The 25,974-nt window shown below is 61.2% G+C and carries 27 protein-coding genes and 1 other RNA gene; 18 read left to right on the plus strand and 10 right to left on the minus strand.

The features are described from left to right. Positions 1–99 precede the first annotated feature (99 nt). Positions 100–1,356, minus strand: coding sequence for a S1 family peptidase (locus tag PG897_RS00725; RefSeq protein ID WP_111900659.1), 1,257 nt, complete (start codon positions 1,354–1,356; stop codon positions 100–102). A 537-nt stretch (positions 1,357–1,893) separates the two neighbouring features. Further along, positions 1,894–2,271 carry a hypothetical protein gene (locus PG897_RS00730; protein ID WP_111900653.1) on the minus strand — a complete coding sequence of 126 codons (378 nt, stop codon included), beginning with the start codon at positions 2,269–2,271 and terminating at the stop codon, positions 1,894–1,896. Between the two features lie 260 nt (positions 2,272–2,531). Here PG897_RS00730 and radC point away from each other — a divergent pair, with 260 nt between their 5' ends. From radC to PG897_RS00760, 6 genes are all read left to right on the plus strand, one after another. After that, positions 2,532–2,999, plus strand: coding sequence for a RadC family protein (gene radC / locus PG897_RS00735; protein WP_111900654.1), 468 nt, complete (start codon positions 2,532–2,534; stop codon positions 2,997–2,999). Continuing rightward, positions 2,996–3,364, plus strand: a complete 369-nt coding sequence (locus tag PG897_RS00740; RefSeq protein ID WP_005345165.1) for a DUF2787 family protein — start codon at positions 2,996–2,998, stop codon at positions 3,362–3,364. The genes radC and PG897_RS00740 overlap by 4 nt, the downstream gene beginning before the upstream one ends. 17 nt (positions 3,365–3,381) lie before the next feature. Continuing rightward, on the plus strand, positions 3,382–3,510 hold the full coding sequence (locus PG897_RS00745; RefSeq protein ID WP_254902196.1) for a hypothetical protein: 129 nt from the start codon (positions 3,382–3,384) through the stop codon (positions 3,508–3,510). Further along, positions 3,507–3,650 (plus strand): hypothetical protein, encoded by a 144-nt coding sequence (locus tag PG897_RS00750; RefSeq protein WP_005345168.1) that lies wholly within the window; start codon positions 3,507–3,509, stop codon positions 3,648–3,650. Before PG897_RS00745 ends, PG897_RS00750 begins: the two co-directional genes overlap by 4 nt. Before the next feature lie 240 nt (positions 3,651–3,890). After that, entirely contained in the window at positions 3,891–4,442 is a 552-nt protein-coding gene (locus PG897_RS00755) for a recombinase family protein (protein ID WP_270828691.1), read from the plus strand. Between the two features lie 26 nt (positions 4,443–4,468). Further along, the gene (locus PG897_RS00760; RefSeq protein WP_270828692.1) at positions 4,469–5,263 is read left to right on the plus strand and encodes a hypothetical protein; all 795 of its coding nucleotides are present in this window, start codon (positions 4,469–4,471) and stop codon (positions 5,261–5,263) included. Between the two features lie 278 nt (positions 5,264–5,541). Here the strand turns inward: PG897_RS00760 and PG897_RS00765 are convergent, their stop codons facing one another. Further along, positions 5,542–5,724 (minus strand): hypothetical protein, encoded by a 183-nt coding sequence (locus PG897_RS00765; protein ID WP_223920027.1) that lies wholly within the window; start codon positions 5,722–5,724, stop codon positions 5,542–5,544. Between the two features lie 269 nt (positions 5,725–5,993). On the opposite strand from PG897_RS00765, the gene ffs reads away from it, so the two are divergent. Beyond that, positions 5,994–6,087, plus strand: an RNA gene (gene ffs / locus PG897_RS00770) — signal recognition particle sRNA small type. A gap of 409 nt (positions 6,088–6,496) precedes the next feature. Here the strand turns inward: ffs and PG897_RS00775 are convergent. Beyond that, positions 6,497–7,417, minus strand: coding sequence for a LysR family transcriptional regulator (locus PG897_RS00775; RefSeq protein WP_270828693.1), 921 nt, complete (start codon positions 7,415–7,417; stop codon positions 6,497–6,499). 123 nt (positions 7,418–7,540) lie between these two features. Between PG897_RS00775 and PG897_RS00780 the strand changes: the two genes are divergently transcribed. Genes PG897_RS00780 through PG897_RS00790 form a run of 3 tightly spaced genes read left to right on the plus strand, consistent with a single transcriptional unit; the run spans position 7,541 to position 10,131 of the window. Next, entirely contained in the window at positions 7,541–8,458 is a 918-nt protein-coding gene (locus tag PG897_RS00780; protein WP_201880767.1) for an alpha/beta hydrolase, read from the plus strand. 49 nt (positions 8,459–8,507) lie between these two features. After that, positions 8,508–9,437 (plus strand): alpha/beta hydrolase, encoded by a 930-nt coding sequence (locus PG897_RS00785; protein ID WP_026141351.1) that lies wholly within the window; start codon positions 8,508–8,510, stop codon positions 9,435–9,437. Between the two features lie 55 nt (positions 9,438–9,492). Next, complete coding sequence (locus tag PG897_RS00790) at positions 9,493–10,131, plus strand: SDR family oxidoreductase (RefSeq protein WP_201880765.1); 639 nt, start codon at positions 9,493–9,495, stop codon at positions 10,129–10,131. A 48-nt stretch (positions 10,132–10,179) separates the two neighbouring features. Here PG897_RS00790 and PG897_RS00795 read toward each other — a convergent pair whose 3' ends face one another. After that, positions 10,180–11,160 (minus strand): LysR family transcriptional regulator, encoded by a 981-nt coding sequence (locus PG897_RS00795; protein WP_080761011.1) that lies wholly within the window; start codon positions 11,158–11,160, stop codon positions 10,180–10,182. A 193-nt stretch (positions 11,161–11,353) separates the two neighbouring features. On the opposite strand from PG897_RS00795, the gene PG897_RS00800 reads away from it, so the two are divergent. Beyond that, positions 11,354–12,337 carry an aldo/keto reductase gene (locus tag PG897_RS00800; RefSeq protein ID WP_010633828.1) on the plus strand — a complete coding sequence of 328 codons (984 nt, stop codon included), beginning with the start codon at positions 11,354–11,356 and terminating at the stop codon, positions 12,335–12,337. Between the two features lie 119 nt (positions 12,338–12,456). After that, positions 12,457–13,485, plus strand: coding sequence for an MBL fold metallo-hydrolase (locus tag PG897_RS00805; RefSeq protein ID WP_226013861.1), 1,029 nt, complete (start codon positions 12,457–12,459; stop codon positions 13,483–13,485). 109 nt (positions 13,486–13,594) lie between these two features. On the opposite strand, the gene PG897_RS00810 is transcribed toward PG897_RS00805, so the two are convergent. Together PG897_RS00810 and PG897_RS00815 are read right to left on the minus strand one after the other, a co-directional pair. Beyond that, the gene (locus PG897_RS00810) at positions 13,595–15,418 is read right to left on the minus strand and encodes an ATP-binding protein (protein ID WP_043158731.1); all 1,824 of its coding nucleotides are present in this window, start codon (positions 15,416–15,418) and stop codon (positions 13,595–13,597) included. Positions 15,419–15,426: 8 nt separating this feature from the next. Further along, positions 15,427–15,918, minus strand: a complete 492-nt coding sequence (locus tag PG897_RS00815; RefSeq protein ID WP_201880763.1) for a molybdopterin-dependent oxidoreductase — start codon at positions 15,916–15,918, stop codon at positions 15,427–15,429. A 341-nt stretch (positions 15,919–16,259) separates the two neighbouring features. Between PG897_RS00815 and PG897_RS00820 the strand changes: the two genes are divergently transcribed. From PG897_RS00820 to PG897_RS00845, 6 genes are all read left to right on the plus strand, one after another. Beyond that, positions 16,260–16,607 (plus strand): STAS domain-containing protein, encoded by a 348-nt coding sequence (locus PG897_RS00820; RefSeq protein ID WP_005301420.1) that lies wholly within the window; start codon positions 16,260–16,262, stop codon positions 16,605–16,607. Further along, positions 16,604–17,020, plus strand: a complete 417-nt coding sequence (locus PG897_RS00825; protein ID WP_010633832.1) for a hypothetical protein — start codon at positions 16,604–16,606, stop codon at positions 17,018–17,020. Before PG897_RS00820 ends, PG897_RS00825 begins: the two co-directional genes overlap by 4 nt. Positions 17,021–17,037: 17 nt before the next feature. Beyond that, positions 17,038–19,143, plus strand: a complete 2,106-nt coding sequence (locus PG897_RS00830; RefSeq protein ID WP_201880760.1) for an SLBB domain-containing protein — start codon at positions 17,038–17,040, stop codon at positions 19,141–19,143. A 1-nt stretch (position 19,144) separates the two neighbouring features. Further along, entirely contained in the window at positions 19,145–19,813 is a 669-nt protein-coding gene (locus PG897_RS00835; RefSeq protein ID WP_270828694.1) for a capsular biosynthesis protein, read from the plus strand. 10 nt (positions 19,814–19,823) lie between these two features. Then, positions 19,824–21,311: a SpoIIE family protein phosphatase gene (locus PG897_RS00840; protein WP_201880758.1), complete on the plus strand. Its 1,488-nt coding sequence runs from the start codon at positions 19,824–19,826 to the stop codon at positions 21,309–21,311. A 75-nt stretch (positions 21,312–21,386) separates the two neighbouring features. Next, on the plus strand, positions 21,387–22,388 hold the full coding sequence (locus tag PG897_RS00845; RefSeq protein ID WP_065018123.1) for a glycosyltransferase family 4 protein: 1,002 nt from the start codon (positions 21,387–21,389) through the stop codon (positions 22,386–22,388). A 491-nt stretch (positions 22,389–22,879) separates the two neighbouring features. Here PG897_RS00845 and PG897_RS00850 read toward each other — a convergent pair whose 3' ends face one another. The 3 genes from PG897_RS00850 to PG897_RS00860 are packed head-to-tail and all read right to left on the minus strand — an operon-like array spanning position 22,880 to position 25,850. Then, positions 22,880–23,515: a sugar transferase gene (locus PG897_RS00850; RefSeq protein WP_270828695.1), complete on the minus strand. Its 636-nt coding sequence runs from the start codon at positions 23,513–23,515 to the stop codon at positions 22,880–22,882. Continuing rightward, positions 23,512–24,705 (minus strand): glycosyltransferase family 2 protein, encoded by a 1,194-nt coding sequence (locus PG897_RS00855; protein WP_201880757.1) that lies wholly within the window; start codon positions 24,703–24,705, stop codon positions 23,512–23,514. The genes PG897_RS00850 and PG897_RS00855 overlap by 4 nt, the downstream gene beginning before the upstream one ends. A 44-nt stretch (positions 24,706–24,749) precedes the next feature. Beyond that, positions 24,750–25,850 (minus strand): glycosyltransferase, encoded by a 1,101-nt coding sequence (locus tag PG897_RS00860; RefSeq protein WP_270828696.1) that lies wholly within the window; start codon positions 25,848–25,850, stop codon positions 24,750–24,752. Positions 25,851–25,974: the final 124 nt, after the last annotated feature.

The raw sequence follows: 25,974 nt of genomic DNA on the forward strand, positions 1-25,974 counted from the left end.
TCTCGTGCCATATGACTTATTCGCACCTTCCTAAGAGCTTCTTAATTAAATCTTGAATCCATCTATAGAGAGGCCAGGTTACTCCCTGGCCTCTCTGTTTTAGAATGACTTACAGTTACGACGCCATGCCAAGGGCAAAAGTAAAAGGCTAAACAGCCCAAAGCTGCCACCACCACCACTACTGCTGGATGAAGACACCGATGAGGTGTGGGATTCTGAGCTGGAAGATGAGCCTCCCTCGATCGAAGAGCCAGTATCGGACTTCTTGGTCGTTACGGCGACGAGGCTTGCATCAAGACGTTGACTTGAGCCATTCGGCTTCAAAGCATTTATGCTCAGCTTGTAAAGCTTGTACGTATCAGGTGTGAAATTGGCATCAAAGCGTACCTTGAGGTTACATTTTGCCCCTGGTGCCAGTAAGCTCGGGCACTCATTTAGTAATGCTGGTGCGTCAGTATTGAAGCCTTCTAAGGTAACCGAATCAGGTGATGTGTTTAGTACCGTGTAGCTAACCCAAGAATGCTGGCCAGCAGGTAAGGATACTAACTGATGGTTGGTGATACTGACTGAGTGTATCTTCTCAGCGATCCAGTCTCTGAATATTGGTGCAAATGTGTAGCCTCCAGCCTGGCCTGTGGCACAACGATTACCTCCATAACTGGTAACGCCAACAAGGCCATGTTGGTCAGTGAGAGGGCCACCACTGTCACCCTGACAAGTATCTTTACCAACTACGTCACCGGCAAAGATATGTGTCTGTGTAGGTGTCAAGATCCAGAGGTCTTTGAATCCTTGAAAGGTTAGGTTTACGCGTAGTAGCTGAGGGCTAGAGAGGGTTGCATCAGGATTAATACCTCCATATCCCCAAGCAGTGAACTCTGATCTGCCTTTTTGGTAGTCTGATGCAGAGTCCTTATCCGATACAGCTAGCACATCTTTAGTGCTTGGTGTTCGAAGATGAAGAAGCGCTATATCTGATTCTATATCCTCAATATTGGATCCAAGGTTCCGCACGAAGTTATTGCGATAGGTCTCATGCATGATGATCTGATCTACAACACTACGTGGATGATGCTTACTGAGGTCGGTCACACCTATAGCCACTTGCATCCCATTCAGGCTGCTACCTTCAACGCAATGTGCTGCGGTTAGCACCCAGTTTTTATCAATCAGAGTGCCGCCACAGTAATTATCCCACTTATTGTTAACATGATTGCCAATAGCTACCATCCAGCTTGGTGCTTGAACAGCTGAACCACCAACAATACGATGAGAAGGAAGCTCTTGAGCATTGGAATAGGACGCCAGTAATGACATACTAATCAGCGAAGCTGTTTTAATTTTTGCATCTAACATAATACTCCTCTCTCAATTTATGATTAATTAATCGGCAGGAGGTTGAAATTATCAAAAAGTGAGCTAGATAGGTAGTAGGAGAGAGAGAATATTTGTAACTGTATATTTCAGTCTTTAACTTTCATGCAGCCAATAATGTAATAGATAATTAGCTGTTGATTATCTGAACAGGGTGCCACAAAATGTCTGGTAGGGCGAGGGTATGTGGAATATTGTGACTGTTAAAGATGGTTCAATACAAACAGATTTTGGAGCGTTATGGTGGTGAACATGTTAAAGCTGCTGAACAGGTCTATTTGCTCCGCCTTTAGTCATGGCAAAAGAGGGAGCCGAGACCCAGCAAATCAAGTGAGACGCTGTACTGAAATAAAAACAGGAGCCGATCTGCTGAAATTTTGGCATTTATAAGACCTTTTCTACGAGATTTCATACAGGGAAAGTTCTATAAACAGCTACAATTTCGGCAGATTGAGCATCCGACATGGCCCCTTTGCCTTTGATAGCGGGCAAAAGGGCCAGATCCAAAATCAGCAGATATTAGCTTTGCGGATTTCGAAGCGGACGCCAGACGTATCCTGATAGCTCTTTGGCATTTGCCGGGGGCAGAGTATGCCGATCATCTGCTTCGAAACCGAAAAGATTCATCATCTCTGACAGGGAGTGGCAAAGGTACTCGCCATCAGCTCGGCTGAAGGTGCCGTCATAGCGCTGGATGAAGTTCGGGGTGAAGCTCTCACCTGTTGTGCAGACTGGCAGTGTCTGTATCTTGAAATCCTCTGACCCACCTTCTGTAATCTTGATGGCGTACCCGAGTAGTGGGTAACGCTCAAGGGTCGTTTCTCCGTTGTCATTTGGTTCGACAATGATGTAACCGTACTCACTGGGCTGAGCGGGGATAAAATGAGTAGTTGCCACTGGTGTTCTCCTTCACACAAAACGAGACGATATCGCTAACAATTGGTCTCAAGTGGGTTTTTACCCCTCTTTTTTGACCATGAGTGAAAACATATCGCGTCAATAAAGGGAAAACCGTGAAATCCGTCTAAAAATTTTTAAGGGGGCTCATTGGTGAATGTAGGCCCCCGCACCCCTTATACCAGCCCCGTCCGGATTCAATAACAGCCAAGCTCTCTGGCATAAGTAACTCGTGTACCAAACGACGCGAGGTTACTGTTATGACACACCACTATGATGATTACCCCGGACAGGACGATCACATCATCAATCAGGCATTGGCCATTTTGGAGAGTCGACAGCGGCATCTGGGCCAAGCCTTCACCCAGCCTCAAGCGGCAGCAGACTTCCTTCGGCTCAAGATGGGGGAGTACGAGCGGGAAGTGTTCGCCGTCATGCTGCTCGATAATCAACATCGACTGCTCGATTACCAGGAGCTGTTCTTCGGTACTATCAATGCGGGCACCGTTCACCCCCGTGAGGTGGTCAAGGCGGCCCTCAACAAAAACGCCGCAGCGGTCATTCTGGCCCACAATCATCCCTCCGGTATGGTCGACCCTTCAGACGCAGACAAAGCGATTACTACTCGTCTCAAGGATCTGCTCGAGATGGTAGACGTGCGAGTGCTCGACCACTTTGTGGTGGGACAGCACGACATCGTCTCGTTTGCCGACAGGGGGCTGCTATGACCCCATCCAAACCGCTACAGGCCCTGTTCGCCAAGTTAATCGACCTCCACCCCGATGCCACTGCCCTGACCCTCAACTTCCGCAGTCCCGATTATTCCGCCGACACTGGTGGTTACCGTCCGGTCGAAATCCGTCTGGAAAAACGGGCTGGTAGCTGGGGGATGGCCTACGTCACCGAGTTCACTTACCTCGGTGGCGAGCTGGTCAAGGATCTCGATTTTGACTTCAACGCCGGGCTGGCCTCACAGCTCTGGTGTGGAGAGCGGCCGCTGGCCACCACCATGGACCTCTACCGGCTTTGGGAGAGGAACTTTCTCGACTATCACCGGATGGAGGTCTACCGCCTGAAGATAACCCCTGAGTAATCGCTATGAATGACTTCATGAAAACCTTGCTGCTGGACGCCTTGAAGGCAGCCCTGACGGCGTTCGCGTCTGTCATCGTCAACGCGATGATGGCCCGCTACATGCCGCCACACTTCTACAACATGAACGAAGAGGACTACCCATGAACAAAATGATCCTGACCTCGGTGACTCTGGTTGCCATTGCAGGGGGAACCCTGATGATCCGCCTAATCGCTCGTGACAAGGCTCATGCCGAGGAGCTGGCCAAGGTATTGCGGATGCCGGGCGGGGCGACGCGTCATTGAGATCCCCCGGTCGGCACCCTGCATGACCAATAGATAGAGCAGCCAGAGCATCTGGTTGACTACCCCTGCGGGCCCTCCATCACGGAGTGGCCCGTTTTCATTTGTATCACTGGCACAGGTCAATAGACCAAGCCCGTGTGACGCGAGCGAAAGTGCCACTTTTTGCCGGTCATATGGGTTCCTTTCGACCTTCTGACCGGTCGCGTCAGTGTACCTTGCCCTATTGACCAGGAGGAGACCATGGCACTGGTGGGATATGCGCGTGTCAGCACTGTGGGGCAGAGCCTGGATGCCCAGCTTCAGGCACTGGCCGAGTGCAGCAAGATATTTCAGGAGAAAGTGAGCGGGGCCAAGGATGACCGCCCTCAGCTCTCGTTGATGCTGGATTTTGTTCGTGAGGGAGACGTAGTGATGGTGACCAAGCTGGATCGTTTGGCTCGCAATACTCGCCATCTGTTGGAGATCTCGGAGTACCTGCACGCTAAGCGGGTTGCTCTGCGAATTTTGAATCTGGGTATCGATACCTCGACACCTACCGGAAAACTGATGCTGACCATGATCGGTGCCATCGCCACGTTTGAGCGGGAGCTGATGCTGGAGCGACAGGCCGAAGGGATTGAGCTGGCTAGGAGGCGTGGGGTCTACAAGGGCCGCAAGCCGACCGCCATGGCGAAGGGGGAAGAGGTGCTGGCGCTGGCAGCAAGAGGACTTGCCAAGGCCGAAATCGCACGTCGGACGGGGATCAGTCTCTCCAGTGTGCAGCGGATCTTGCGTGGGCTGTCCAGCGAATGAGTGGTTTTGACAACAAGGATAACAACATGGAACAAGAGAAGACAAAACAAGAATCTGGCCGGTTCTTCGAGCAGCGGGAAACTGCATCGGCACAGGTCGCGGGCAAGTGGGCTCGTTATCGCGATTGGCTAAAGCAATCTGTGCGACTAGAACTTCCGTCCAATTCAACCGAGGTCAACAACAACCCTTATCTGCGGGGCGGGATCTGCAGTTATAACGCCTATCTCTCGGGCATGCTGAGGGCTCACCTGTGGGGGTTGTGGCTGACGGCACTTCTCGTGCTCGCCTGGCAGTTTCTGCTGCCTCGCATGGGGTTGAGCATTAACTACAACGCAGGGCTTGGGATCATCATGGGCACTGTTGTAGTTGGTACTCTGCACTGGGCCATTCTGGTCTTTATTGGCTACGAAAAGCGTCTCCAGGCTGCCGTACGCACAGACCCGCTGAGCCGCATGATCGGTGTGGCTACTGTTGCGATGACTGCGACAGGATTCGTGATCGGATGGTTCATCAGCATTGAACGTTCTGCACACTTTGCAAGGATTTATGGACTATCCAATGATCTTGGCCTCGGCTATGACGTTGGACTCAAAACATCAGAGTTTCTGTCGGAGCTAGGCTATGACTCCTGGATATTGGCCAGCCAAGTCATGGTCTACGTTGGCTTGGCTCTGCTCTTCTTGATTCCCAGTTACCGCAACAGCGATAACCTTGCAGAAGAGGCGAAAGAGGCGTTAGGGAAGGCACAGGGCTATCCTACCCCGATCCTGTTTGTGTTCCATTTGCTTCTGCTGTTTCCAGTAGTGGCGATTCTGGCCTAGTAGACTTGAAGGAGCTCACATCAGAGCTCCTTTTCTTTAGCAGGTATGCAAGGCATCAAGCCGGTAGCGGTGCTTGGCTCGGCAACCACGGCACCATGATTGTATCCTGGTTACACCAGCCATCCGTCTGAATCCGAATTCTCCTGCCCGATAGAACACATGAACGCCAGCCTGTTCTGAACAGTTCGGGCAGCTTTTGAGTTTCTGCCCGTTTTGATGGAACACAACAGAATGATTGAGTGGCTGGCCACAAGAACACTGGTCGGTCATCGGCGATCTCACTTACGGCGGTTGTCGGTTTCTTTGGCTACCCCTTTGAAGGGTTCTCCATCTTGTTTCTGGTCGATAAAGCGGCCAGTGTCAGCGTCCCGTTTCACCCAGTTTCCAGTCACCGGATTTTTTACCTGGGTACGGTCGTTGACGGAACCTTGTCGATAGCCTTTGCCTGTGTTCGTAGCCATATGTCACCTCGGGTTTAAGTGAGACCCAAAGCTATCATTAGATGTCACTTTGCTCAACATTGGGTTGATTATTGAGCTGTGGCGGGAGGGGATGGGGCCTGTAATGAGGTGCTTGCAGTGTACGGGTGAGGGCGGGTAGGATTGCCCTGTTTGTTACCCATTTAAGCATGTCCACTTGATGTGGATGACCGTACTTGCGGCGGATTCTCGCTTGTTGAGGTTTCAGAACACTGTGATGGCAATCAGTTCCATCCCCATGTGCCTGATTTATTTGGGCTCGCATTGATAACCCGTCGACCTGGTCAGGACCGGAAGGTAGCAGCCAAGGCGGGGGACTCGAGTGCCGGGATGTGGCTGGTAGGGCCACCACTTGTTTCTGCAATTCAATAAGTTACCTATCAATCTCTCTTCAGACCTCTTGGTCATCCACTTGATGTGGATGAGCCTGGCGTCTTCATCCCATATTTCCGATTCTCTGCCGCAAGCTCTCAGGTGCGACCGCAAGGTGGCTCTGGCGTCCAGCGCAAACGTCCTCTTGATCTTCCACGTAGTTCCCTTGGGATCATGTTTCCCTCAGTCACTGCCCGTGGCCTCTATTGCCATTGCATTCTCTTTGTTCTCACCACGCTACAACCCCTTTTTGAAAGAGAAGGGCTTGCCGTACGCCTACGCCCAAGTGCAGGAAAGCGCCAGACCGTCGGCAAGCCCGAGCACTGACTGGTGGCGCGTGAACCACTTGCTGGCCTGACGGGCAACGGCCAGCACTGGGGGATCAGGACAGCAGCGCTCGCTTCTCGATCAGGAAATCCATCAGCGCCCGGATCTTGGCCGGCATCTGGGCCCGCGACGGCACATAGAGATAAAACCCAGGGAAGGGGGGGCACCAGGGGGCGAGTACCCGCACCAGTGAGCCGTCACTCAGGTGCTGGCGCACCCGCAGATCCAGGTGTTTGACCAACCCCACCCCCTGCAGGGCCGCCTGCAGCATGCTGTCGTCGTCGTTGAACACGGCGTTGCCCTTGGGATCGACGATCTGAGTGTGCTGCTCCTCATCGGGGGAGGTAAACGACCAGCGGTCTATGGTATTGCTGGAGGTAAAGCGGTAGGCCAGGCAGTTGTGCCGGGTGAGATCGCCCGGGGTCTGCGGCGTGCCATGCTGCCTGAAATAGTCGGGTGAGCCGACGATGGCCATGGTCAGAGGGGGGGTGATAGGCACCGCCACCACGTGTTCATCCAGGCTCTCCCCCAGGCGAATGCCGGCATCCATCCCGTCGGTGATGATGTTGGAAAACCCGTCCGCCATCACCAGCTCCAGCCGCAGCTTGGGATGGCGCGCCAGAAACTCACCCATGTGGGGCTCGAGCAGCAGCCTGGCGGCGATGCGCGAACTGTTGATGCGAATAAGTCCCGAGGGCTCGAGGTGGGAGTCATTGAGCTCGCTCACCACCCGCTCGATGGCCGTGAGGGAGGGTTGCAGCACATCCAGCAGGCGCCGCCCCTCCTCGGTCAGCGACATGTCGCGGGTGGTGCGGTTGAGCAGCCGCACCTGCAGCTGCTGCTCCAGCCCCTTCAGGTGTTGGGAGAGGGCGGCGCGGGTCACCCCCATCTCGGTGGCGGCCTTGGTGAAGCTGCGGTGACGGGCGATGTGGGCAAACCACGTCAGTGACGCGACGAGTGAAGGTTCTATGGGCATTTGTTTAGCCTGGCTAATCAGTCATGTCTGGATAGGTGCGTATATCTAGCTCAATAGACTTACTACTATGTGCTTGAACTCGCGTCAACCAAGACGATCTAGAACCTAACGGAGAGCCCGACCATGTCCCACGTCACCTTCCCCAATCGCAACGGCCAAGGCATCACTATGGCTGCCATCCTTCACTTCCCGCCGCACTTCAATGAGCGCAAGCAGTACCCGGCGGTCGTGGTCTCCCACCCCGGCGGCGGGGTGAAGGAGCAGACCGCGGGCCTGTACGCCAGCAAGCTGGCCGAGCAGGGCCTCATCGCCATCGCCTTTGACCGCTCCTATCAGGGCGAGAGCTCGGGCGAGCCGCGTCAGCTGGAGAACCCCCATGTCAGCACCGAGGACGTCAGCGCCGTGGTGGACTACCTGACCACGCTGCCCTATGTCGATCAGCACAAGATCGGGGCCATGGGCATCTGCGCCGGTGCCGGCTACAGCGCCAATGCCGCCATCCAGGATCGCCGTATCAAGGCGCTCGGCATGGTCAGCGCGGTCAACATCGGCCAGATGTTCCGCAATGGCTGGGACAACAGCGTCAAGGATGCCGATGCCATGGGCTATCTGGACTTCGGCTCCCAGGCGCGCACCACGGATGCGTCAGGCACCGCCTACGCCACCATCCCCTTGGCGCCCCTGCGTGAAGAGGATGCCCCCAACGAGGAGCTGCGCGAAGCCTGGGAGTACTACCATACCCCGCGCTGCGAGCACCCCAACGCGCCGGGCTTTGCGCTGACCCGCAACCTGAACCAGATCATCACCTACGACGCCTATCACAAGGCCGAGGCCTTCCTGACCCAGCCCATTCTGGCGGTGGCTGGCAGTGTGGCCGGCAGCAAGTGGATGAGCGATGACCTGCTGGAGCGCGCCGCGAGCACAGACAAGACCCTGCATGTGGTGGAGGGGGCCAATCACATGTCCCTCTACGATGTGCCCCGCCATGTCGACGAGGCCGTCGCCAAGCTGGCCCCCTTCTTCCTGCGAACCCTGAACTAATCGGCCCGCGAGAGGGGGAGGCCCCTCTCGCTTATCGAGGAGCATCATCATGAGCCATGTATTGAACCTGACCTATCAGAACCTGGGCTGGCAGACGGCGGCCGACCTCTACCTGCCGCCCGATTTCGACGAGCAAAAGCGCTACCCGGCCATCGTCAGCACCCACCCCATCGGCAGCTGCAAGGAGCAGACCGCCGGCAATGTCTACGCCAAGGGGATGGCCGCGGCAGGGTTCGTGGTACTGGTGCCCGACGCCAGCTTCCAGGGCGCCAGCGGCGGTGAGCCGCGCTTTATCGAGGATCCGGCCATTCGGGTCTCCGACATCCGCTTCGCGGTGGACTATCTGCAATCCCTGCCTTATGTGGACAACGATCGCATCGGCGCCATCGGCGTGTGCGGCGGCGGCGCCTACACCATCCATGCGGGCATCACGGATCACCGCCTCAAGGCGCTGGTCTCCATCACCGGGGTCAACTATGGCCGCCTGATCCGTGAAGGCTTCGCCCAGTTCAAACCTCTTGAGCTGGCCCAGAGCATCGCCCGGATGCGCACGGCGCAGGCACAAGGTGACGCCACTGAGCCCGCCGAACTGCTGCCAGAGTCCGTGGCGGCGGCCACCGCGGCAGGCATCACCGACATCGACGTGCTGGAGGCCACCGAGTACTACAAGACGGCGCGCGGTCAGCAGCCCCATGGCGCGACCCGCCAGCTGATGTCCTTCACCGGCGCCGCCATGGGGTGGGATGCCTTCCTCCATGCCGAGGTGCTGCTGACCCAGCCGCTGATGGTGGTGATCGGCGACAAGGCAGGGGGCTTTGGGGCCTATCGTGATGGTTGGGAGATCTACGGCCGCGCCGCCTCCACCGACAAGCACATCGTCGTGGCCGAAGGCTGGTCCCACTACGACCTCTACGACAAACCCGAGCCGGTGGCCATCGCCATGGCAAGCGTGGTGCCCTTCTTCCAGCGCACCCTGTGATCCCGCGGTGGGGGCATCCCCGCCCATTCAAGCGACAAACGAAAGGTCAACCGATATGCGAAACGTATTGATCCTCGGCGCCAGCGGCCAGATAGCCCGGTGGGTGGTCAAGGGGCTCGCCGGGCAGGGCGACCTCCGCCAGACCTTGCTGCTGCGCGATCCCAGGAAATTGAGCGGCCGTGAGCCGGCCAACGCCAGGGTGGTGATCGGCAGCGTGCTGGACAAGCCGCTGCTCAAGGAGGCGATGGCAGGACAAGAGATCGTCTACGCCAACCTCAGTGGCGACAACCTGGACAAGCAGGCCCAGGCGATCATCACCGCCATGCAGGCCGCCGGAGTGAAGCGCCTGGTCTTCGTGCTGTCGCTCGGGATCTACGACGAGGTGCCCGGCAAGTTCGGCGAGTGGAATCGCGGCATCATCGGCGAGGAGCTTAAACCCTACCGGCGCGCGGCGGACGCCATCGAGGCATCGGGGCTGGATTACACCATCTTGCGCCCGGCCTGGCTGACCGATGAGGATGAAGTGGATTACGAGCTGACCGCCAAGGGCCAGCCCTTCTTGGGCACTGTGGTGTCGCGCAGGAGCGTGGGGGAGCTCATCACCCGGATCCTGGTCTCGCCCGAGCTGCATCTGGGGGAGAACCTTGGCATCCACCAACCCGGCAGCGAGGGCGACAAGCCGTACTTCATGTAAGGGAAGGCCTGGGCGCTGGTCTGCGGCGCCGGGACGGGGGCGTGGGCGTCATGTCGCTTGCAGCGACGCCATGCCGGCCCGATGGGCCTGCTCCAGTTCATCCAGGTCGAGCACATAGGCGCGGTTGTCCGCGAGGCTGGCGATCGCCAGATCGATGAAGTGGCGCACCCGGGCGGGCTGGGCGGCGCGACTGCCGTAGTAGAGAAACAGGCCGAGCCTCTGGGTCATGTGCTCGAGCAGCAAGGGCACCAGGCGGCCGGCGCGGATATGCGCCGCCGCCGTCGGCCCGGCTAGCTGGCCGATGACATCGCCGGCCAGTACGGCCCCCAGCTCCACCATCTCGTCGTTGGTGGAGAGTGCCGGGCGCACCGGATGCTCCTGCAATTCGTCCCCCATCTTGACGTACCAGGGGATCAGGCGTCCGTTGCCGGCGTGGCGAAAGGCACTGCAGCGATGCAGGGCAAGATCGTGCAGGGTGAGGGGTACGCCATATTTGCGCAGATACGCGGGGGCGGCGCAGATGATGAGCTGCATGGGGAACAGGCGGCGCGCGATCAGCCCCTCCTGGGGCGAGATGCCGATGCGCAGCCCCACATCGACCCGCTCCTCCACCCAGTTGCCGACCCTGTCATCGAGCCGGATATCCGGCTGCACATCGGGATAGCGGCGGCAGTACTCCTCCAGCAGCGGCCCTATGACCGTCTGCACCACGGAGCGCGGGCCCACTATTCGCAGCGGGCCGGCGAACTCCTCACGGGTCTGGCGCGCCGCCGTCAGGGCCTGTTGCAGGCCGAGCAGGGCAGGCTGCGCCGCCTCCAGAAATCGTTGCCCCTCTTCGGTCAGCGACATGCTGCGGGTGGTGCGATGAAACAGGCGTACCCCCAGATAGCTTTCCAGCTGCCCGAGCGCCTTGCTGGCGGCCTGGGGAGAGATCTGCTGGGCCTCGGCCGCCTTGCTGAGGCTGCCCAGCTCGGCCGTGTGTACGAAGGTGGTGATGGAGCGCAATTCGTTGATCATGGTCTGGCTCATGGATTTACATCATTTGGTTGTAACTGATTCCGCCATTTACCGTCTAGTTCGATGTTTATCCCATCTCTATAGTGCGTCCATCGACCGCGCCAGCCTTTAGCGCTTGACTCCCCTTCGGGTTGGTTGAGACAAGGGGCTGTGCATCCATGGTTACCAGGGCAGTTCCGGCTGCATTGTGAGAAAAGGAGCAAGCATGCAAACACGTCAATTGGGTCACAGCGGGCTGACGGTATCCGCCATCGGTCTGGGCTGCATGGGCTTGAGCTTTGGTTATGGTCCCGCCACCGACAAGGCGGAGGCGATCGCCCTGATCCGGCGCGCCCATGAGCTCGGGGTCACCTTCTTCGATACTGCCGAAGCCTATGGCCCGGGCGATAACGAGTTGCTGCTGGGGGAGGCGCTGGCCCCGTTTCGCGACAAGGTGGTGATCGCCACCAAGTTCGGCTTCAAGCACGGCAAGGTACCCGATGGGCTGGACAGCCGGCCGGAGAATATCCGCGCCGTGGCCGAGGCCTCCCTGCGCCGGCTCAACACCGATGTCATCGATCTCTTCTACCAGCACCGCGTCGATCCCGGGGTGCCGATGGAAGAAGTGGCCGGCACCGTACAGGACCTGATCCGCGAGGGGAAAGTGCGCCACTTCGGTCTGTCCGAGGCCGGCGTCGATTCCATCCGCCGTGCCCACAAGGTGCAGCCGGTGGCGGCGCTGCAGAGCGAATATTCCCTCTGGTGGCGTGAGCCCGAGCAGACGATCCTGCCGCTGCTCGACGAGCTGGGGATAGGTTTCGTGCCGTTCAGCCCGCTCGGCAAGGGCTTTCTGACCGGGGCCATCAAGGCCGATACCCGCTTCGAGGCGAACGATTTTCGCAGCATAGTGCCGCGCTTTGCCGAGGAGGCCCGCGCCGCCAACCTGCGCCTGGTGGAGGTGCTGGGGGATCTGGCCGCCAGCAAGGGGGTAACGCCGGCCCAGATTGCGCTTGCCTGGCTGCTGGCCCAGCGGCCCTGGATCGTGCCCATTCCGGGCACCACCAAGCTGCACCGGCTGGAAGAGAACCTGGGGGCCGCCGCCATCAGGCTCGGCAGCCGCGAGCTGACCGACATAGACGCCGCTGTGGCAGGCATCGAGCTGGAAGGGGGGCGCTACCCGGCGCACCTGGGAAAACTGGTGGGGCGCTGAGGCGCCCTGTTTGAAAGCGAGCCGTGCAAGGCACCCGGCCACTGCCGCGTGTCTTGGCAACGCTCGCGTCGCCCCGGTTTGCCGGGGCCCTTATGTTGTTATGACTCACAGGAGCCGCGATGGCCGGTATTATCTCGTCTGTATTGCAATCGGGTCTGCCCGAACATCAGGACTCAACCCAGTATCGGGCGGGCCGGTTTCACAATCTGGTGGCGCCCCCCGCGCGCAGTGTCTGGAAAGAGGTCGGGATCTGGCGTGACTTCCTGTTTGGCAAGCCAGCCGGCACCCTGCCGGATCGCGCCATCCCGGTGCAGGCCATGACCCTTGCGGATGTCATGGCGGCGCCGGATTCCAGCGTCTGGCGGCTGGGTCACTCCAGCCTGCTGCTCAAATTGCGCGGCCAGTTCTGGTTGACCGATCCCGTCTTCAGCGAGCGCGCATCACCGCTCTCATGGCTTGGTCCCAGGCGCTGGCATGCCCCGCCCATGGCCCTTGAGGATCTGCCGCCCCTGGCCGGGGTGATCCTCTCCCACGATCACTATGACCATCTGGATCACGCCACCATAGTGGCGCTGCAGGGCAGGGTTACGCACTTCATCACCCCGCTCGGGGTCGGGGCCAGGCTCCGCGCCTGGGGCGTGCCGGCACACAAGATCAGGGAGCTGGACTGGTGGCAGCAGACCCGGGTCGATGGCATTGAACTCATCGCCACGCCGGCCCAGCACTTCTCCGGCCGCGGCCTGAGCGATGGCAACCAGACTCTGTGGGCCTCCTGGGTCATTCGCAGCGATGAGTGCAAGCTGTTCTTCAGCGGCGACAGCGGCTATTTCGCCGGCTTCAAGGAGATAGGGGAGCGCCATGGCCCGTTTGACATCGCCTTCCTCGAGACGGGGGCCTACAACGAGCGCTGGGCCCATGTGCACATGTTTCCGGCCCAGACCGCACAGGCGTTTCATGATCTGCGCGCAACCTGGCTCTATCCCATCCACAACGGCACCTTCGATCTTGCCATGCACCCATGGGATGAGCCGCTGGAGCAGATCACCCGGCTGGCGGCCGAGCAGCAGATCCCGCTGACCACCCCCATGATGGGGGAGTCACTGACCTTGCAGGCCCCCCATGGCGGCAGCCTCTGGTGGCGGGAGTGAACCTGGGTCTGGCTCAAGCGTGAAAACGGGCGCCCATGGCGGGCGCCCGCATCGTCGAGCCAGCGCCTGCTACCTTTACGCCGCTGCGTTCGGGCGCAGCGGCGCCGCTTCAAGCCTGATTGCCCAGGGTCATGGTGCGCTTGCGCTGTTCACGCACCAGGTGACGGTTGATCTCCCCCAGCAGCGTCTCCTTGCTGATGGGCTTGGTGATGTAGCCGTTCATGCCGTGAGACAGGTAGTACTGCTTTGATTCGGGCATGGCATCCGCGGTCAGGGCGATGATGGGAATGTCGGCCCAGCTTTGGCGCGAGGCGCGGATATGGGTGGTGGCTGCCAGCCCGTCCATCACCGGCATCTGCACATCCATCAGCACGATGTCGAAGGTCTCTTGCGCCAGTCTGGCCAGCGCCTCTTCCCCCTGCAGCGCCAGCGTCACCCGATGACCGGCAGATGCGAGCATGGCACCGATGACCTTGCGATTGGTGGCGTTGTCGTCCACCAGCAAGATGCGATAGCTCTCCTGACTGGTCGGCTTGCTGGGCAGGCTGGTCATCGACGGGGTGGTCGCCTGGGCAGGCCAGAGATAGGTAAAGGTGCTGCCGAACCCCTCGTGGCTCTCGACCGAGATGTCGCCCCCCATCAGGCGGGCGAGGTTGCGGGAGATCTCGAGGCCCAGCCCCGAGCCACCATATTGGCGGGTGATGGAGATGTCGGCCTGGGAGAATCGCTGGAACAGGTTGCCCATCTGGTACTTGCTCATGCCGATGCCGGTGTCCTGAATCGCGATCCGAATCGAATGACGCTCCTTGTCCAGCGGCTGGCTGTCCACCCTGATGTTCACCTCGCCCTGGTGGGTAAACTTGATGGCGTTGCTCAGCAGGTTGAACAGGATCTGGCGCACCCGCAGGGGATCCATCATCAGCCATTCCGGCGTGTTGGGGGCCAGGGTCAGGCTGAGCTTGATCCCTTTCGCATCGCAATTGCTCTGCATCAGGGCCCGGATGTCCTCCAGCAGCTTGGGCAGATGGTGGGGCACGAGTTGCAGCTCGATGCGACCCTCTTCCAGTTTCGAGATATCCAGAATGTCGTTGAGCAGCCCCAGCAGATGGTTGGCTGACTCCCGGGCCGTTTCCAGGTACTCCCGCTCTCTGGGGGCCATGGTGCGATCCGCCAGCAGCGACAACATGCCGAGTATGCCGTTCATGGGGGTGCGGATCTCGTGGCTCATGTTGGCCAGAAAACTGCTTTTCGCCCGCTGACCCGCTTCGGCCTCGCGATTGGCCCGTACCAGCTTCTCGTTGAGCTGCTGCATCAGCTTGTGCTGCAGGAAGGAGATATTCATCTGCCGCCAGATGAGCAGGGCCAGCACGAACAGCAGGGCAAACTGCAGGGCCGCGATCAGGCTGGTGGTGATGATCTGCTGGCGGACCCCCTCGCGGCGGGCGACGTCGAGCAGGGTCGCCTGCTCGTTGACCTCCAGGGTCAGCTGGTGGAGCTGGGGGAGCAGGGCGGCCAGCTGTTGATCAAGCTGCTGATGGGCCGCCTGATCCAGCGGCTTGTGCTGGACCGGCCCGAGCCAGAGATCGGCCAGGGCGATGAAGCGGCGCATCTCCTTGCTGGCCTGCTGATAAATCTGGGTATGTTGCAGCAGGTTGCGATCCTTGCTCTCCAGCACCAGCTCAATCCGGCTGACCAGAATGTCGTATCTGAGCTGGAACTTGACCCGCGGCTCATTTTTCAGGGCATTTTGAAAGCGCAGCGCCTCGTTGTAGAGCTGGAAATAGTTCCACATGACGTTGTCTTCACCCTGACTGGTGCTGTGCTGCAGCTCCTCGAACTGCCGGTACTGGACGGTACCGATACCGGCAAACGCCAGCAACAGCACGCAGAGCACGACGAACAGGGAGCGCTGACTGGCTGCCATGGATTGCATGATGCGGTTCACTCCACCTTGATCTTGTTGATCTGCCAGATGGCACGGCCGTAATAGAGCTTGTTGCGAAGCTCGGGGTATTGATCAAACGGGTAGATCAGGAACAGGGGTCCCTTGTCACGCACCGACAGCGGCTTGCCATCGATGCTGCGGGCCAGGATCACCTGATACTGGGCGGCATCGCTGGTGGGCACCTGGATCGAGTAGTCGTTGAGCGCCGTGATGGTCAGCTGCTTGCCGCTGGCGCCCACCTTGGCCAGCAGATCGCTCAGACGGGGGCCGCGGAAGGTCTTCTCTTCGTCATACCAGGGGGTGTGAGTCTTGATCTCGTATTCGGGCAGTTGATCCAGCATGGCGGTGTCCCACAGGGCGTCCTGCTGGTAATTGGGTTGGGTAATGGCGCCTTCCACCCTGAGCTGGGCGCTGTCGGGATCGGGAGTCGCCTGGGCGGTAGCGCAAAGAATGGCCAGCAGGGGTGCCATATAAAAATTGAATCTCATAACCTTCCTCCATGGAACCGTGAGAAGCAGATGCCAGGGCAACGGCGGGCCTGGCATAGAGGCAAGGCAATAAGCGTGCCTGATAGTGGAAAGTGGCAACTGGCGTGGCTTAGACGGGGGTGAAGAGGAGGTGAGAGTGTCTTTTCATCGCATTTTGCAATGAGAAGGATGAGCCATGTTGCAAATTGGCAAAGAATGTTCCCCTTGCCGTGGCCGATGTGCTTCTCTAGTTAAGGTGAAAAACAGGGTTTCTTTGGGTCTTTTTCTTGCCAGGCACGGCTCTTGCTTTACTGGGTATGGCATGGAACTAAACCGTCCTGGCATAGACAAGGAGCTTCAACATGGAAAGCATGACCTACACCCTTAACGACACTCAGGTTGTGGCATTGGAAAGCGAGTTTGATGCAATGGCCGTCAGTGAATTGCGCCCCTTATTTGAAAAGCTGTCGGAGTACACAGGTGATGTGCTGGCGGATCTGCGAGACGTGCACTTCATCGACTCCTCGGGGATCGGTGCCCTGGTGTTTCTCCACAAGCGGCTGGTGATGAACGGCCATCATCTGGAGATCATCTGTGGTCCCGGTCAGCCCCGCGATCTGCTGGACATGCTGCACATCAACCGGGTCATTCCCTGTCATGAGAACGTGAAAGCCTACATGCAGTCATCCGGCATGGTGGTGGCATCATGAAGCACTGGCTTGTGCTCGGGATCTCGCTGCTGATGGCGGGTTGCGCGCAATGGCCATCCGAGGGCAAGGGGGGAATGGCCGAGCTGAGACCCACCTGGTTACCGTTAAATGAGGATGAACAACGCCTGCTGTCAGGTTATGATGAGCGTCAACAGAAGCTCGATCAGCAACTGGTCAGCCTGCAGCAGGCGGGTCTGCGCGACTGCATGCCGGCTGGGCTAAAACAGCTACAATCTCAACGAGTTGATATAGTACGGGATGTACATGGCCGACTCTGGGCCGACGTAGCCTGGCGTCAGGCCATGCTGGCCGAGTCGTTGAAGCAGGTGCGTTTGCAGCTGGAAAAGACCACCAGTGGGGGTTGTAGCCGGAGCTGGTCTGGACTTCCGTTGCGTCAGTGGAGGCAAACGTAACAATAAAAAGGATGTCTATGGATCGGGGCGCTATCAAGGGATTTATCGCGGTTGTTCTGTTTTTGTTTACCTGTCCGCTGCTGGCAAGCACCCTGCTGGCGCCGGGTGATCGGCTCTCAATCGTGCAGCCGGGGGAGGCCGCCTTCGACAAGCCCTTCCAGATCGACAAGCAGGGTGAAATCAAACTGCCCGAGGTGGGCTCAGTGGTGGTGGGCGGCAAGACGCTCCCAGAGGCGGACGCCATCATTCGCACCGCCCTCAAGCCCGTTTACAACAACCTCTCCCAGCTGACCATCACCCTGTTGGAAAAGCGGCTGCTCATCAGCGTCATGGGCTATGTCAAAAAGCCCGGCAGCTATGATCTGGCCCCCGATGGCAACGTGCAGATGGCGCTGGATGCGGCCGGCGGCCTGGTGCCGGGGGCCCAGCTCAACAACATGCAGGTACGCCGTGGCGACACCGTCTCCAGCTTTGACTACAAACGCTATCTCGATACCGGCGATGCCGGTCTCTTGCCCCCGCTGCAATCCCTCGACGTGGTCTTCGTGCCCGCATCCCCCCTTATCGGCAACGTCCAGATTGACTTCGATGCCGCCACCCTGGCAGCCGGCGGGGATGGCGACACCGGCAAGGCGATCAAGGTGTTTGGCGAGGTGAACAGCCCGGGCGCCTTCAGCTTCAAGAGCGGCAACTCCATCGTCGATCTGCTGATGCGGGCCGGCGGGGTGACCCGCTTTGCCGGGGTGGAGCGGATCCGGGTGATCAACGGGGATGCCCCCGAACTGTTCGATCTCAAGGCCTACCTCGATTCGGGCAACAACAAGCTGCTGCCGGCGCTGGCCCCCGGCGCCACCATCTTCGTGCCCAAGGACGAGGAGCAGATCAAGCGCGGGGCGCGCACCATCTACATCATGGGGGAGGTGTTCAAGCCCGGCGCCTATGAGGGACGGGAGGGGGATACCTTCCTCGACATCCTGGCCAACGCCGGCGGACCGACCCGCTATGCCGAGAGCCGCCAGATCCGCTTGCTGCGCACCAATGGCGCGGTCGAACCCATCGATCTGCAGGCCTATACCGAGGGCATGCAGAAAAACCTGCCGCAGATAAGGCCGGGGGACGCCATCTTCGTGCCGGAGAAGACCGACATCAACGAGAAGTCCTGGCTCAAAGTGGCGCCGGGGCGGGCTGTGATGGTGATGGGGGCGGTACGCATTCCCGGCCGCTATGAATGGTCTGACGAGATGTCGCTGCTCGATCTCATCGCCCATGCCGGCGGCCCCAACGAGCGGGCCGACATCGCCAAGGTGCAGATCCTGACCTCGGAAGGGGGCATGGCGACCCCGACCATCTTCGATCTCGACAAGTTTCTCCATCAGGGGGGAGCCCTTGGCAGCCTGCCCAGGATCCACGCCGGCTTCACCATCATGATCCCCGAGCTGCCCACCGATCCCAGCGACAACAAGTCCCAGTGGGTACGCCAGTCGCCGGACAGCTCCATCTACATCTTCGGTCAGGTCGGCGCCCCCGGTCGCTACGCCTTCAACGAGGAGATGGGCTTTATCGACATCCTCTCGGCGGCAGACGGCCCGACCCAGGCGGCAGACCTGCGCAACGTGCGCATCGCCCATCGCAACGGCAGCACGGCGCGGGTGAGCAAGCTGGATCTCTCCCTCTACTTCGAGACCGGCGACGAGACACTGTTGCCCAAGGTGCTGCCGGGGGATTCCATCTACCTGCCGGAGAAGAACCGCCCCTGGCTCGACGAGCCCAAGGAGAACACCATACGGGTGCTGGGGGCCATCGCCCGGCCGGGTCGCTATCGCTTCAACTCCTCCATGACCCTGCTGGATCTGCTGGCGGAAGCCGGCGGGCCCACCAGCTCGGCCTACATCAAGAAGATCGTGGTGATCAACATGGCCGTCAGCGGCCAGGGGGATCAGGCCCGTACCTTCGATCTGGACGGCTTTGCCAAGGAGCCCGATTTCAGCCAGCTGCCGGTGCTCAGGGCAGGGGACACCGTCTTCATCCCCGACAGCAAGAGCAGCAACTGGGCCATCTTCATGGACGGGATGCGTGACATTCTCACCACCATCTCGGTGGTCGCCCTGGTGGGAACCCTGTAACGTGAGCATCCCGATCCAGTACCTGGAACTGGAGTCGCTCTACGCCTCGACCCTGGCGCGGGGGATCCGCTCCCTGGCGGTCACCTCGGCCGAGGGGGGCGAGGGGGTCAGCACCATCTGCGAGGCGCTGGCCCGGCGCGCCGAGGCGGATGGCCTCAAGACCCTGCTGGTGGATCTCAACCTCTATCACCCGGGCCGGCCCGCCGGCCAGGCCTGGGGGCCCAACGACGTGCCCGAGCCCCAGCACCAGGGCCACGCCCTGGCGGTGCTGCCAGCGCCGGGCAAGGATCTGATGGCCTTTCGCAACAAGGAGACCCTGCGCGCCCTGCTGGTGTGCTGGCTCGAGCACTATGATGTTGTGCTGTTCGATACCTCCCCCCTCAATGCCCTCAACCGGGGCAATATCCCGGCGGATCAGGTGTGCGCCGCCTGTGAGGGGGCCCTGCTGGTGGTGCTGGCCGGCGTGACGCCGACCACCATGGTGCAGAGCGCGGTGGAGAAGCTGACCCGGGCCGAGGCCAATCTGCTGGGGGCCGTGTTCAACGACAGGGTCAATCCGGGGCTGGCCAGCGAGATCCTGCGCGAACTCAACCGGCTGCCGAGCAACCGGCTGACCGAGTGGCTCAAACGCTGGTGCCGGCGCAGCATGCTGCTCAACTTCCGGATCTGAGGGAGACGATATGAAAGAGTGGTTGCGATCCGCCCCCGCCACCCTGCAGTCGGTACGCGAGCTGCGCGGCCGTCTGGCGCAAGGGTTGGCACTGTTTCAGGTTGCCCCCGAGGAGCAGGCCAACTGGCTGCTCTGTTTCAGCGAGCTCGCCACCAATATCGTGCGTCATGGCGAGCCGCCGGCGAGCCAGCTCTGGCTCAGCCTGCAGCAGGATGAGTGGGGCCTGAGTCTGCAACTGGATGACGACGGCGGGCCCCAGCCCGCGCTGGCGGCCAACCCCCTGCCGGCAGAGCCGCAGGAGGGGGGCTATGGTCTGGCGCTGGTGCACAGCCTGTTTGAGGAAGTGAGCTTCAGCCACCAGCAGGGGCGCAACCGGGTGATCCTGCGGGCCCGGCACGCTCCCCGGCGGATGCCCATGGTGGCGGTGATCGACGATGACAAGGTGATGCGCACCCTGCTCACCGGCTATCTGCACGACAACTATCAGGTCGATAGCTTTGCCGATCCCCTGGCGGCCCTGCAGGCGCTGGGACGCCAGCCGCCGGATCTGGTGCTCTCCGACATCGAGATGGAGGGGATCGACGGCTTCGCCCTGCGCCAGCAGCTGATGAAGGATCCCAAGATGCGCGGGGTCCCCTTCATCTTTCTGACTGGCCACCATGATCAATGGACCCAGAGCCGGGCTGGCGCCCTTGGCATCGATGATTTCCTGATCAAGCCCATCACCAAGCAGGCGCTGCAGTTGGCGGTCGCCCGGGTGCTCAAGCGGTCGGCCCAGCTCAAGGCCCAGTGGGGGGATCAGCTGGATCAGCGGATGACCTCGGCCCTGCGCCCCCTGCTGCCGGCCAACCAGCTGCACGGCTATCAGCTGGCGCTGCAGACCCGTGCCGCCGCCGTGGGGGGCGGGGATTTCCTGCTGGTGAAGGAGCGGGTGCTGTGGCTCGGGGACGTGATGGGGCACGATGCCGAGGCCAAGTTCTTTGCCCATGCCTACGCGGGCTATCTGCGCGGTCTGCTGACCGCCCAGAGCGAGCAGCGATCCCCTGCCAGCCTGTTGACCACCCTCTCCACCGCCGTGCACAGCGATCCCCTGCTGGGGGCGACCCTGCTCACCACCCTCTGCATCGAGCTGGGGGAGGTGGGCCGCGTCCGCTGGGCCAGTGCCGGGCACCCGGCCCCCTGGCTCATCGGGGCGGATGGAATGCACCCGCTCGGCGTGACCGGTCCCTTGCCCGGTCTGCGGCCGGATCCCCACTTCGAGACCTGCGAGCATCAGTTGCAGCCGGGCGAGCGCCTGCTGTTCTGGACCGATGGCCTGCTGGAGAGCCGGGACCCCGCCGAGCGCCAGTTGTGGGAGGCGCAACTGCAGCAGATCTGTCTCACCCCCGCACCCGGCCTGGAGCAGCTGGCCCTGGCCATCGCCACCTGGTTTGACGAACGGGCCGACAAGGCCCCGGATGACATGACCCTGCTGCTGGTGGCATTTCCTGCCGACTGAGGCCCCCAAACCGCTGGCACAATCTATGCAAAACCCCCGCTGCAGGTGGCCCGACGCCACCAGAGGAGGTTGCCCATGTTGCCAACACATCAGGTCTGGCTCGCCATCGATGCCCGCCAGGTCGGCGGGATAGAGATCCACATCACCCACCTTGCCCGCGATCTGCTGGCGCGGGGTCTGAACACCACCATAGTGCTGGTGGCTGATCACGGTATGACCCCCTTTGTCACTCTGCTGAGGCAACAGGGGCTGCCATACCGGGTCTGTCGCAACAGCCGTGACTTCGTGCGGGTGCTGGCAGGCCAGCCCGGCTTCGTGCTGCTGCACACCCACGGCTACAAGGCCGGGATCCTGGGGCGCCTTACCGCCTGGTGCAGCGGCAAGCCGGTGGTCTCCACCTTTCACAGCGGGGATGACGGGGAGGGCTTGCTGAAACTCTACAGCTGGCTCGACCGGTTCACGGCCCGCTTTGCGAAGTGCATCGCAGTGAGCGAGCCCATCGCCCGCAGATTGCCTGTGCCGAGCACCGTCATCAGCAATTTCGTCCCCATGCCCGCCGCGCCCGTGGCGGTGGCGGGCAATCGCATCGCCTTCGTCGGTCGCCTCTCTGCCGAGAAGGGACCCCAGGCGTTCTGCCAGCTGGCCGCCTTCTGCCCGGAGGGGAGTTTTCACCTCTATGGTGAGGGGCCGCTGATGGGGGATCTCAGCATGCAGTATGGAGATCGCGTCGAGTTTCACGGTTTTCGCCGGATGGCCGACGAGTGGCAGCATATCGATCTGCTCTGCATCACCTCCCGCTTCGAGGGGCTGCCGCTGGTGGCGCTGGAGGCCATGGCCCACGGCATTCCGGTCTGTGCCTTTGCGGTGGGGGGGCTGGTGTCGCTGATTGACCACAAGTCCAACGGCTGGCTGGTGGAGCCGGGCCAGGTGCAGGACATGGCGGCCATCGTCAACTACTGGCTGAGCCGCGACGAGCAGGCGCGGGGCGCCATGAGCCGGGCCGCCCGCCAGACCATCGCCCGGGGTTACAGCGTCAATCACAGGGTGAGCGATATCCTGGCGGTCTATGGCGGCTGATCCCGGGCCGCCGGCACACAGCCAGCAAGCGCAGCGAGTGGCCAGGCCACTCGCTTTTTTTATGGCTGTACGACGCACCTTCGGTCAACCTCTCTCCCTGTCAGCCTCGCGCTCTCTGCTCTGCCTATCTGGCGCAGGAGATGGTGCGGCTGGATGCCTCAGTCCGCCAGGCTCCTGACGAGGTGACACAGCACAGGCAGCGCGAATCCGCTTGCCCACGAACACCTCGCTGAAGAAGCAGACCGCGACCTCTGGCTCCCCCTGGCAGGGAGCCAGAGCAGGCGTCGGGGAAAGGGGGCGGCACAAACCGCCCCGGGATGGCGAGGGGCGTCGTTCTGGTAAGAGATGCGAGTGAGGGCTGCGTTGGCGCGGCTCGCTGTCGGCAATGAAATAAAAAGGGGATGCAGGCCCGACAGGCTGGGGTGGTTGAGGGGGAAAAGAATCGGGCCACCGCCTAGGCAGTGGCCCGAAATCCGGCAGCAGGGTGAGGCTCAGCGCCCCTTCTTGCCCACCATGATGGCGACCGTCTTGCCGATGATCTGCATGTCCTGCAGCAGCCAGCGCCAGGGGTGGAGCAGGGTCACCGAGTAGGCGAGATCGAAGGCGAGCTTGCTGCGCACATCGTCCAGCGACTCGTCATAGCCCTGATTGACCTGGGCCAGCCCTGTGATGCCGGGGGCTATCTCATAGGTGCGCTCGATAAAGAAGGGCACCGCATCCTCCAGCCGGTTGGCGATGTCGGGGCGCTCCGGTCGCGGTCCGATGAGCGACATCTCCCCCTTGAGCACATTGAGGAACTGGGGTAGCTCGTCGAGCCGGGTCTTGCGCAGGAAGTTGCCGCTGCGGGTGATCCGGCTGTCGGCCTTGCCACACCAGACAGGCCCGGTGCCCGCCTCGGCATCGGAGCGCATGGTGCGAAACTTGATCATGAAGAAGAGCTCGGTGTGGCTGGCGTGGCTGCGGCCAATGCGCAGCTGGCGAAAGAACACCGGGCCCGGGCTGTCGAGCCGTATGGCCAGCATGATGAGCGGCCACAGGGGCAGGGTCAGCAGCAGGCCGAGGCTGGCACCGGCCAGATCCATGATGCGCTTGAGCACCTGGGTCGCTTTGGGGATGGGGTGTTTCATGCTGCTCTCTCCTGTGAGGTGGGGCGGGTCAGCATCCGCAGGCCGTAGCGCAGGGAGCCGATGCCGTTGTACCAGTGTCCGAGTACCAGATAGTGGATCTTGCGAAACAGACCGGGCCAGTTGTGCAGCGGGGTGAGCTGGATCAGCAGCACCAGGGCGTAGCCCAGCAGTTGACCGGCCAGCAGCGCCGCGAACAGGGGCGAGTGGATGGCCAGCGGAATGGCGCACAGCCACAGCAGGGTCAGGCAGAGGGGCATGAGCACCCGCAAGCCCTTGCCACTGGCGAAGTTGAACGCCACCCAGCCGAATCTGGGGTGCAGCAGCGGCAGCAGACGCAGCAACTGCTGGGTGTTGCCGGCACCGATGCGCTTGCGGCGCTTGGACTCCAGCTGGGCATCGGAGACCTCCAGCTCAAGGGCGGCGCAGCGATTGTCATAGACCGCCTTGTAGCCCCTGGCGATGGCCTGCATCGGCAGGATGAAGTCGTCGTTGATGGTATCGGGCGCCAGCGGCGCCAGGCAGTCACGGCGCATCACATAGAAGGCGCCGTGGGCCCCCAGCATGCTGCCAAGGGCGGACTCGCACAGCTTGATCTGGCTCTGGTAGCGCCAGTAGCTGGCCTCACCCTGGGAGCCCGGCTGCCAGAAGCGATAGGCTTCGCCCACCACGCCGACGGCGGGATCCTGAAAGTGGGCGGCGGCCAGCAGCAGGCTGTCGATGGGCAGCAGGGCTGACACATCGCTGAAAGCCACAAGGGGGGTGTCAATCTGGGTCATCGCCTCGTTGAGCACGGCCACCTTGCCGCGATTGCGCGGGTGCTCGAACAGCCGGATCTGCAGCTGCAGCAGGGCGGGATCGCCGAGCTGGCAGAGGGCAATTGCATAGCTGTCGTCGGTGCAGCCATCAAAATGCAGGTGCACCGCCAGCTTGTCGGCCGGGTAGTCGAGGCTGGCCAGATTCTGCAGCTTGGCCGCCAGGGTGGTCGCCTCGTTGTAGATGGGCATCACCAGGGTGATGGCGGGGAGCTGCTCATCGCCGACCTCGGCCCGAAAACCCCGTTGGTGCGGGGTCGGTTGGTGCTGGCGCGAGCAGGCCCGTTTGCCGACCCATTTGAGCAGCAGGGGGTAACCCACATGGTGGTACACCACTAGGGCTGCACACAGCCAGAACACGATCATGATCCATTCCATGGGAGGCTCCTTTTGCTGTCTCTTCGCGTGTCGATGGCATCGCCTCAGCGGGCGTACAGCGCCTGATAGGCTTGAGCCATCCGGCTCAGGCTGCCCTGTTCACAGACAAATTCCCGGGTGACGGTGCGCAGGCCACGAGAGTTGAGCAACCCCTGTGCCAGAAGTTGCGCCAGGAGGGCGGGATCTCGCGTCTCCAGCAGCTGACCGCTGGCCGGGCAGACGATATCGGCGGCGGCGCCCACCGCGCTCATCACCACCGGCACGCCACAGGCCTGGGCCTCCAGCACGCACAATGGCATCCCCTCCGCCAGCGACGGCAGGCAGAAGAGGTCCAGTCCCTGATAGAAGCGGGGCATCTGCTCCACCAGGCCGAGAAAGTGCACCCGATGGGCAATCCCCAGCAGTCGGCACTGCTGCTGCAACGCATTTTGCAAACTGCCCACCCCGGCCAGTGCAAGATGCACCTCGGGGGAGAGCCGCGCCACGGCCTCCAGCAGCAGGTGGTGACCCTTGACCGTCTCAAGGCGGGCGGCGCAGCCGATGAGCCTCACCCCGAGGGGCAAGCCCAGCGCCTGACGCGCCAGCTCGGCAGGGCCCGGAACGAAGCGCCCCTCGTCGATGCCGTTGGGGATCACCTGGGCCTGGATGGCGCCGAGCCTCGCCTGCAGCTGGTGCGCCACCGGGGTGGCGTCTGCCACCAGGGTGGGCCGCAAGGTGCGCAGCCCAAGCCCGGCCAGCTGGCGCTGACGGGGATCGTCGAGATACCAGGCGTCATGCTCGGTGTGGATAAGGCTCGCCACCCGGGCCAGCCGGGCGGCCAGCCCGCCATAGAGCAGCGGGCCCAGATGGTGGGTGTGCACCGCTGCCGGCCGCAGCTGGCGCAGCAAGCGGATGAGGCGATAGAGGGTGGTCAGCGACCAGCCGGCGGGCTTGTCCAGACAGTGGATCCCCGAGGCAAATGCCCCCAGGGCGGGCCAGGCGGCGAGCAGCGCCTCCTTGCTCCCCTCCAGCGAGACGATGTGCATGGGCTGGTGGCACTCGTTGGCCTGGCTGAGGTTGAGCACCATGGTCTCCAGCCCTCCTGGCTGCAGGTGCTGGACTATTTGCACGATGGCGGTGCTGGCTGACCGGGCGGTGGTAGGCATGGCGCTCTCCTCACAGTTGTCGGCCCTTCCCGGGCCCCCTTGGCGGGACTATGCGAATCCTGTACCACAACGTCTGCCATGTTGGCCCGCTTGCTGGCATTACCCTTGCATTTCCTCCTCCATT

This window comes from Aeromonas sp. QDB20 (assembly GCF_027707805.1).
Taxonomy (GTDB): Bacteria; Pseudomonadota; Gammaproteobacteria; order Enterobacterales; family Aeromonadaceae; genus Aeromonas; species Aeromonas dhakensis.

Excerpts from the sequence above, each read along its gene's own strand:
- PG897_RS00725 (WP_111900659.1), bottom strand. The coding sequence starts at position 1,356 with ATGTTAGATGCAAAAATTAAAACAGCTTCGCTGATTAGTATGTCATTA.
- radC (WP_111900654.1), top strand. The coding sequence starts at position 2,532 with ATGACACACCACTATGATGATTACCCCGGACAGGACGATCACATCATC.
- PG897_RS00740 (WP_005345165.1), top strand. The coding sequence starts at position 2,996 with ATGACCCCATCCAAACCGCTACAGGCCCTGTTCGCCAAGTTAATCGAC.
- PG897_RS00745 (WP_254902196.1), top strand. The coding sequence starts at position 3,382 with ATGAAAACCTTGCTGCTGGACGCCTTGAAGGCAGCCCTGACGGCGTTC.
- PG897_RS00750 (WP_005345168.1), top strand. The coding sequence starts at position 3,507 with ATGAACAAAATGATCCTGACCTCGGTGACTCTGGTTGCCATTGCAGGG.
- PG897_RS00755 (WP_270828691.1), top strand. The coding sequence starts at position 3,891 with ATGGCACTGGTGGGATATGCGCGTGTCAGCACTGTGGGGCAGAGCCTG.
- PG897_RS00760 (WP_270828692.1), top strand. The coding sequence starts at position 4,469 with ATGGAACAAGAGAAGACAAAACAAGAATCTGGCCGGTTCTTCGAGCAG.
- PG897_RS00765 (WP_223920027.1), bottom strand. The coding sequence starts at position 5,724 with ATGGCTACGAACACAGGCAAAGGCTATCGACAAGGTTCCGTCAACGAC.
- PG897_RS00775 (WP_270828693.1), bottom strand. The coding sequence starts at position 7,417 with ATGCCCATAGAACCTTCACTCGTCGCGTCACTGACGTGGTTTGCCCAC.
- PG897_RS00780 (WP_201880767.1), top strand. The coding sequence starts at position 7,541 with ATGTCCCACGTCACCTTCCCCAATCGCAACGGCCAAGGCATCACTATG.
- PG897_RS00785 (WP_026141351.1), top strand. The coding sequence starts at position 8,508 with ATGAGCCATGTATTGAACCTGACCTATCAGAACCTGGGCTGGCAGACG.
- PG897_RS00790 (WP_201880765.1), top strand. The coding sequence starts at position 9,493 with ATGCGAAACGTATTGATCCTCGGCGCCAGCGGCCAGATAGCCCGGTGG.
- PG897_RS00795 (WP_080761011.1), bottom strand. The coding sequence starts at position 11,160 with ATGAGCCAGACCATGATCAACGAATTGCGCTCCATCACCACCTTCGTA.
- PG897_RS00800 (WP_010633828.1), top strand. The coding sequence starts at position 11,354 with ATGCAAACACGTCAATTGGGTCACAGCGGGCTGACGGTATCCGCCATC.
- PG897_RS00805 (WP_226013861.1), top strand. The coding sequence starts at position 12,457 with ATGGCCGGTATTATCTCGTCTGTATTGCAATCGGGTCTGCCCGAACAT.
- PG897_RS00810 (WP_043158731.1), bottom strand. The coding sequence starts at position 15,418 with ATGCAATCCATGGCAGCCAGTCAGCGCTCCCTGTTCGTCGTGCTCTGC.
- PG897_RS00815 (WP_201880763.1), bottom strand. The coding sequence starts at position 15,918 with ATGAGATTCAATTTTTATATGGCACCCCTGCTGGCCATTCTTTGCGCT.
- PG897_RS00820 (WP_005301420.1), top strand. The coding sequence starts at position 16,260 with ATGGAAAGCATGACCTACACCCTTAACGACACTCAGGTTGTGGCATTG.
- PG897_RS00825 (WP_010633832.1), top strand. The coding sequence starts at position 16,604 with ATGAAGCACTGGCTTGTGCTCGGGATCTCGCTGCTGATGGCGGGTTGC.
- PG897_RS00830 (WP_201880760.1), top strand. The coding sequence starts at position 17,038 with ATGGATCGGGGCGCTATCAAGGGATTTATCGCGGTTGTTCTGTTTTTG.
- PG897_RS00840 (WP_201880758.1), top strand. The coding sequence starts at position 19,824 with ATGAAAGAGTGGTTGCGATCCGCCCCCGCCACCCTGCAGTCGGTACGC.
- PG897_RS00845 (WP_065018123.1), top strand. The coding sequence starts at position 21,387 with ATGTTGCCAACACATCAGGTCTGGCTCGCCATCGATGCCCGCCAGGTC.
- PG897_RS00850 (WP_270828695.1), bottom strand. The coding sequence starts at position 23,515 with ATGAAACACCCCATCCCCAAAGCGACCCAGGTGCTCAAGCGCATCATG.
- PG897_RS00855 (WP_201880757.1), bottom strand. The coding sequence starts at position 24,705 with ATGGAATGGATCATGATCGTGTTCTGGCTGTGTGCAGCCCTAGTGGTG.
- PG897_RS00860 (WP_270828696.1), bottom strand. The coding sequence starts at position 25,850 with ATGCCTACCACCGCCCGGTCAGCCAGCACCGCCATCGTGCAAATAGTC.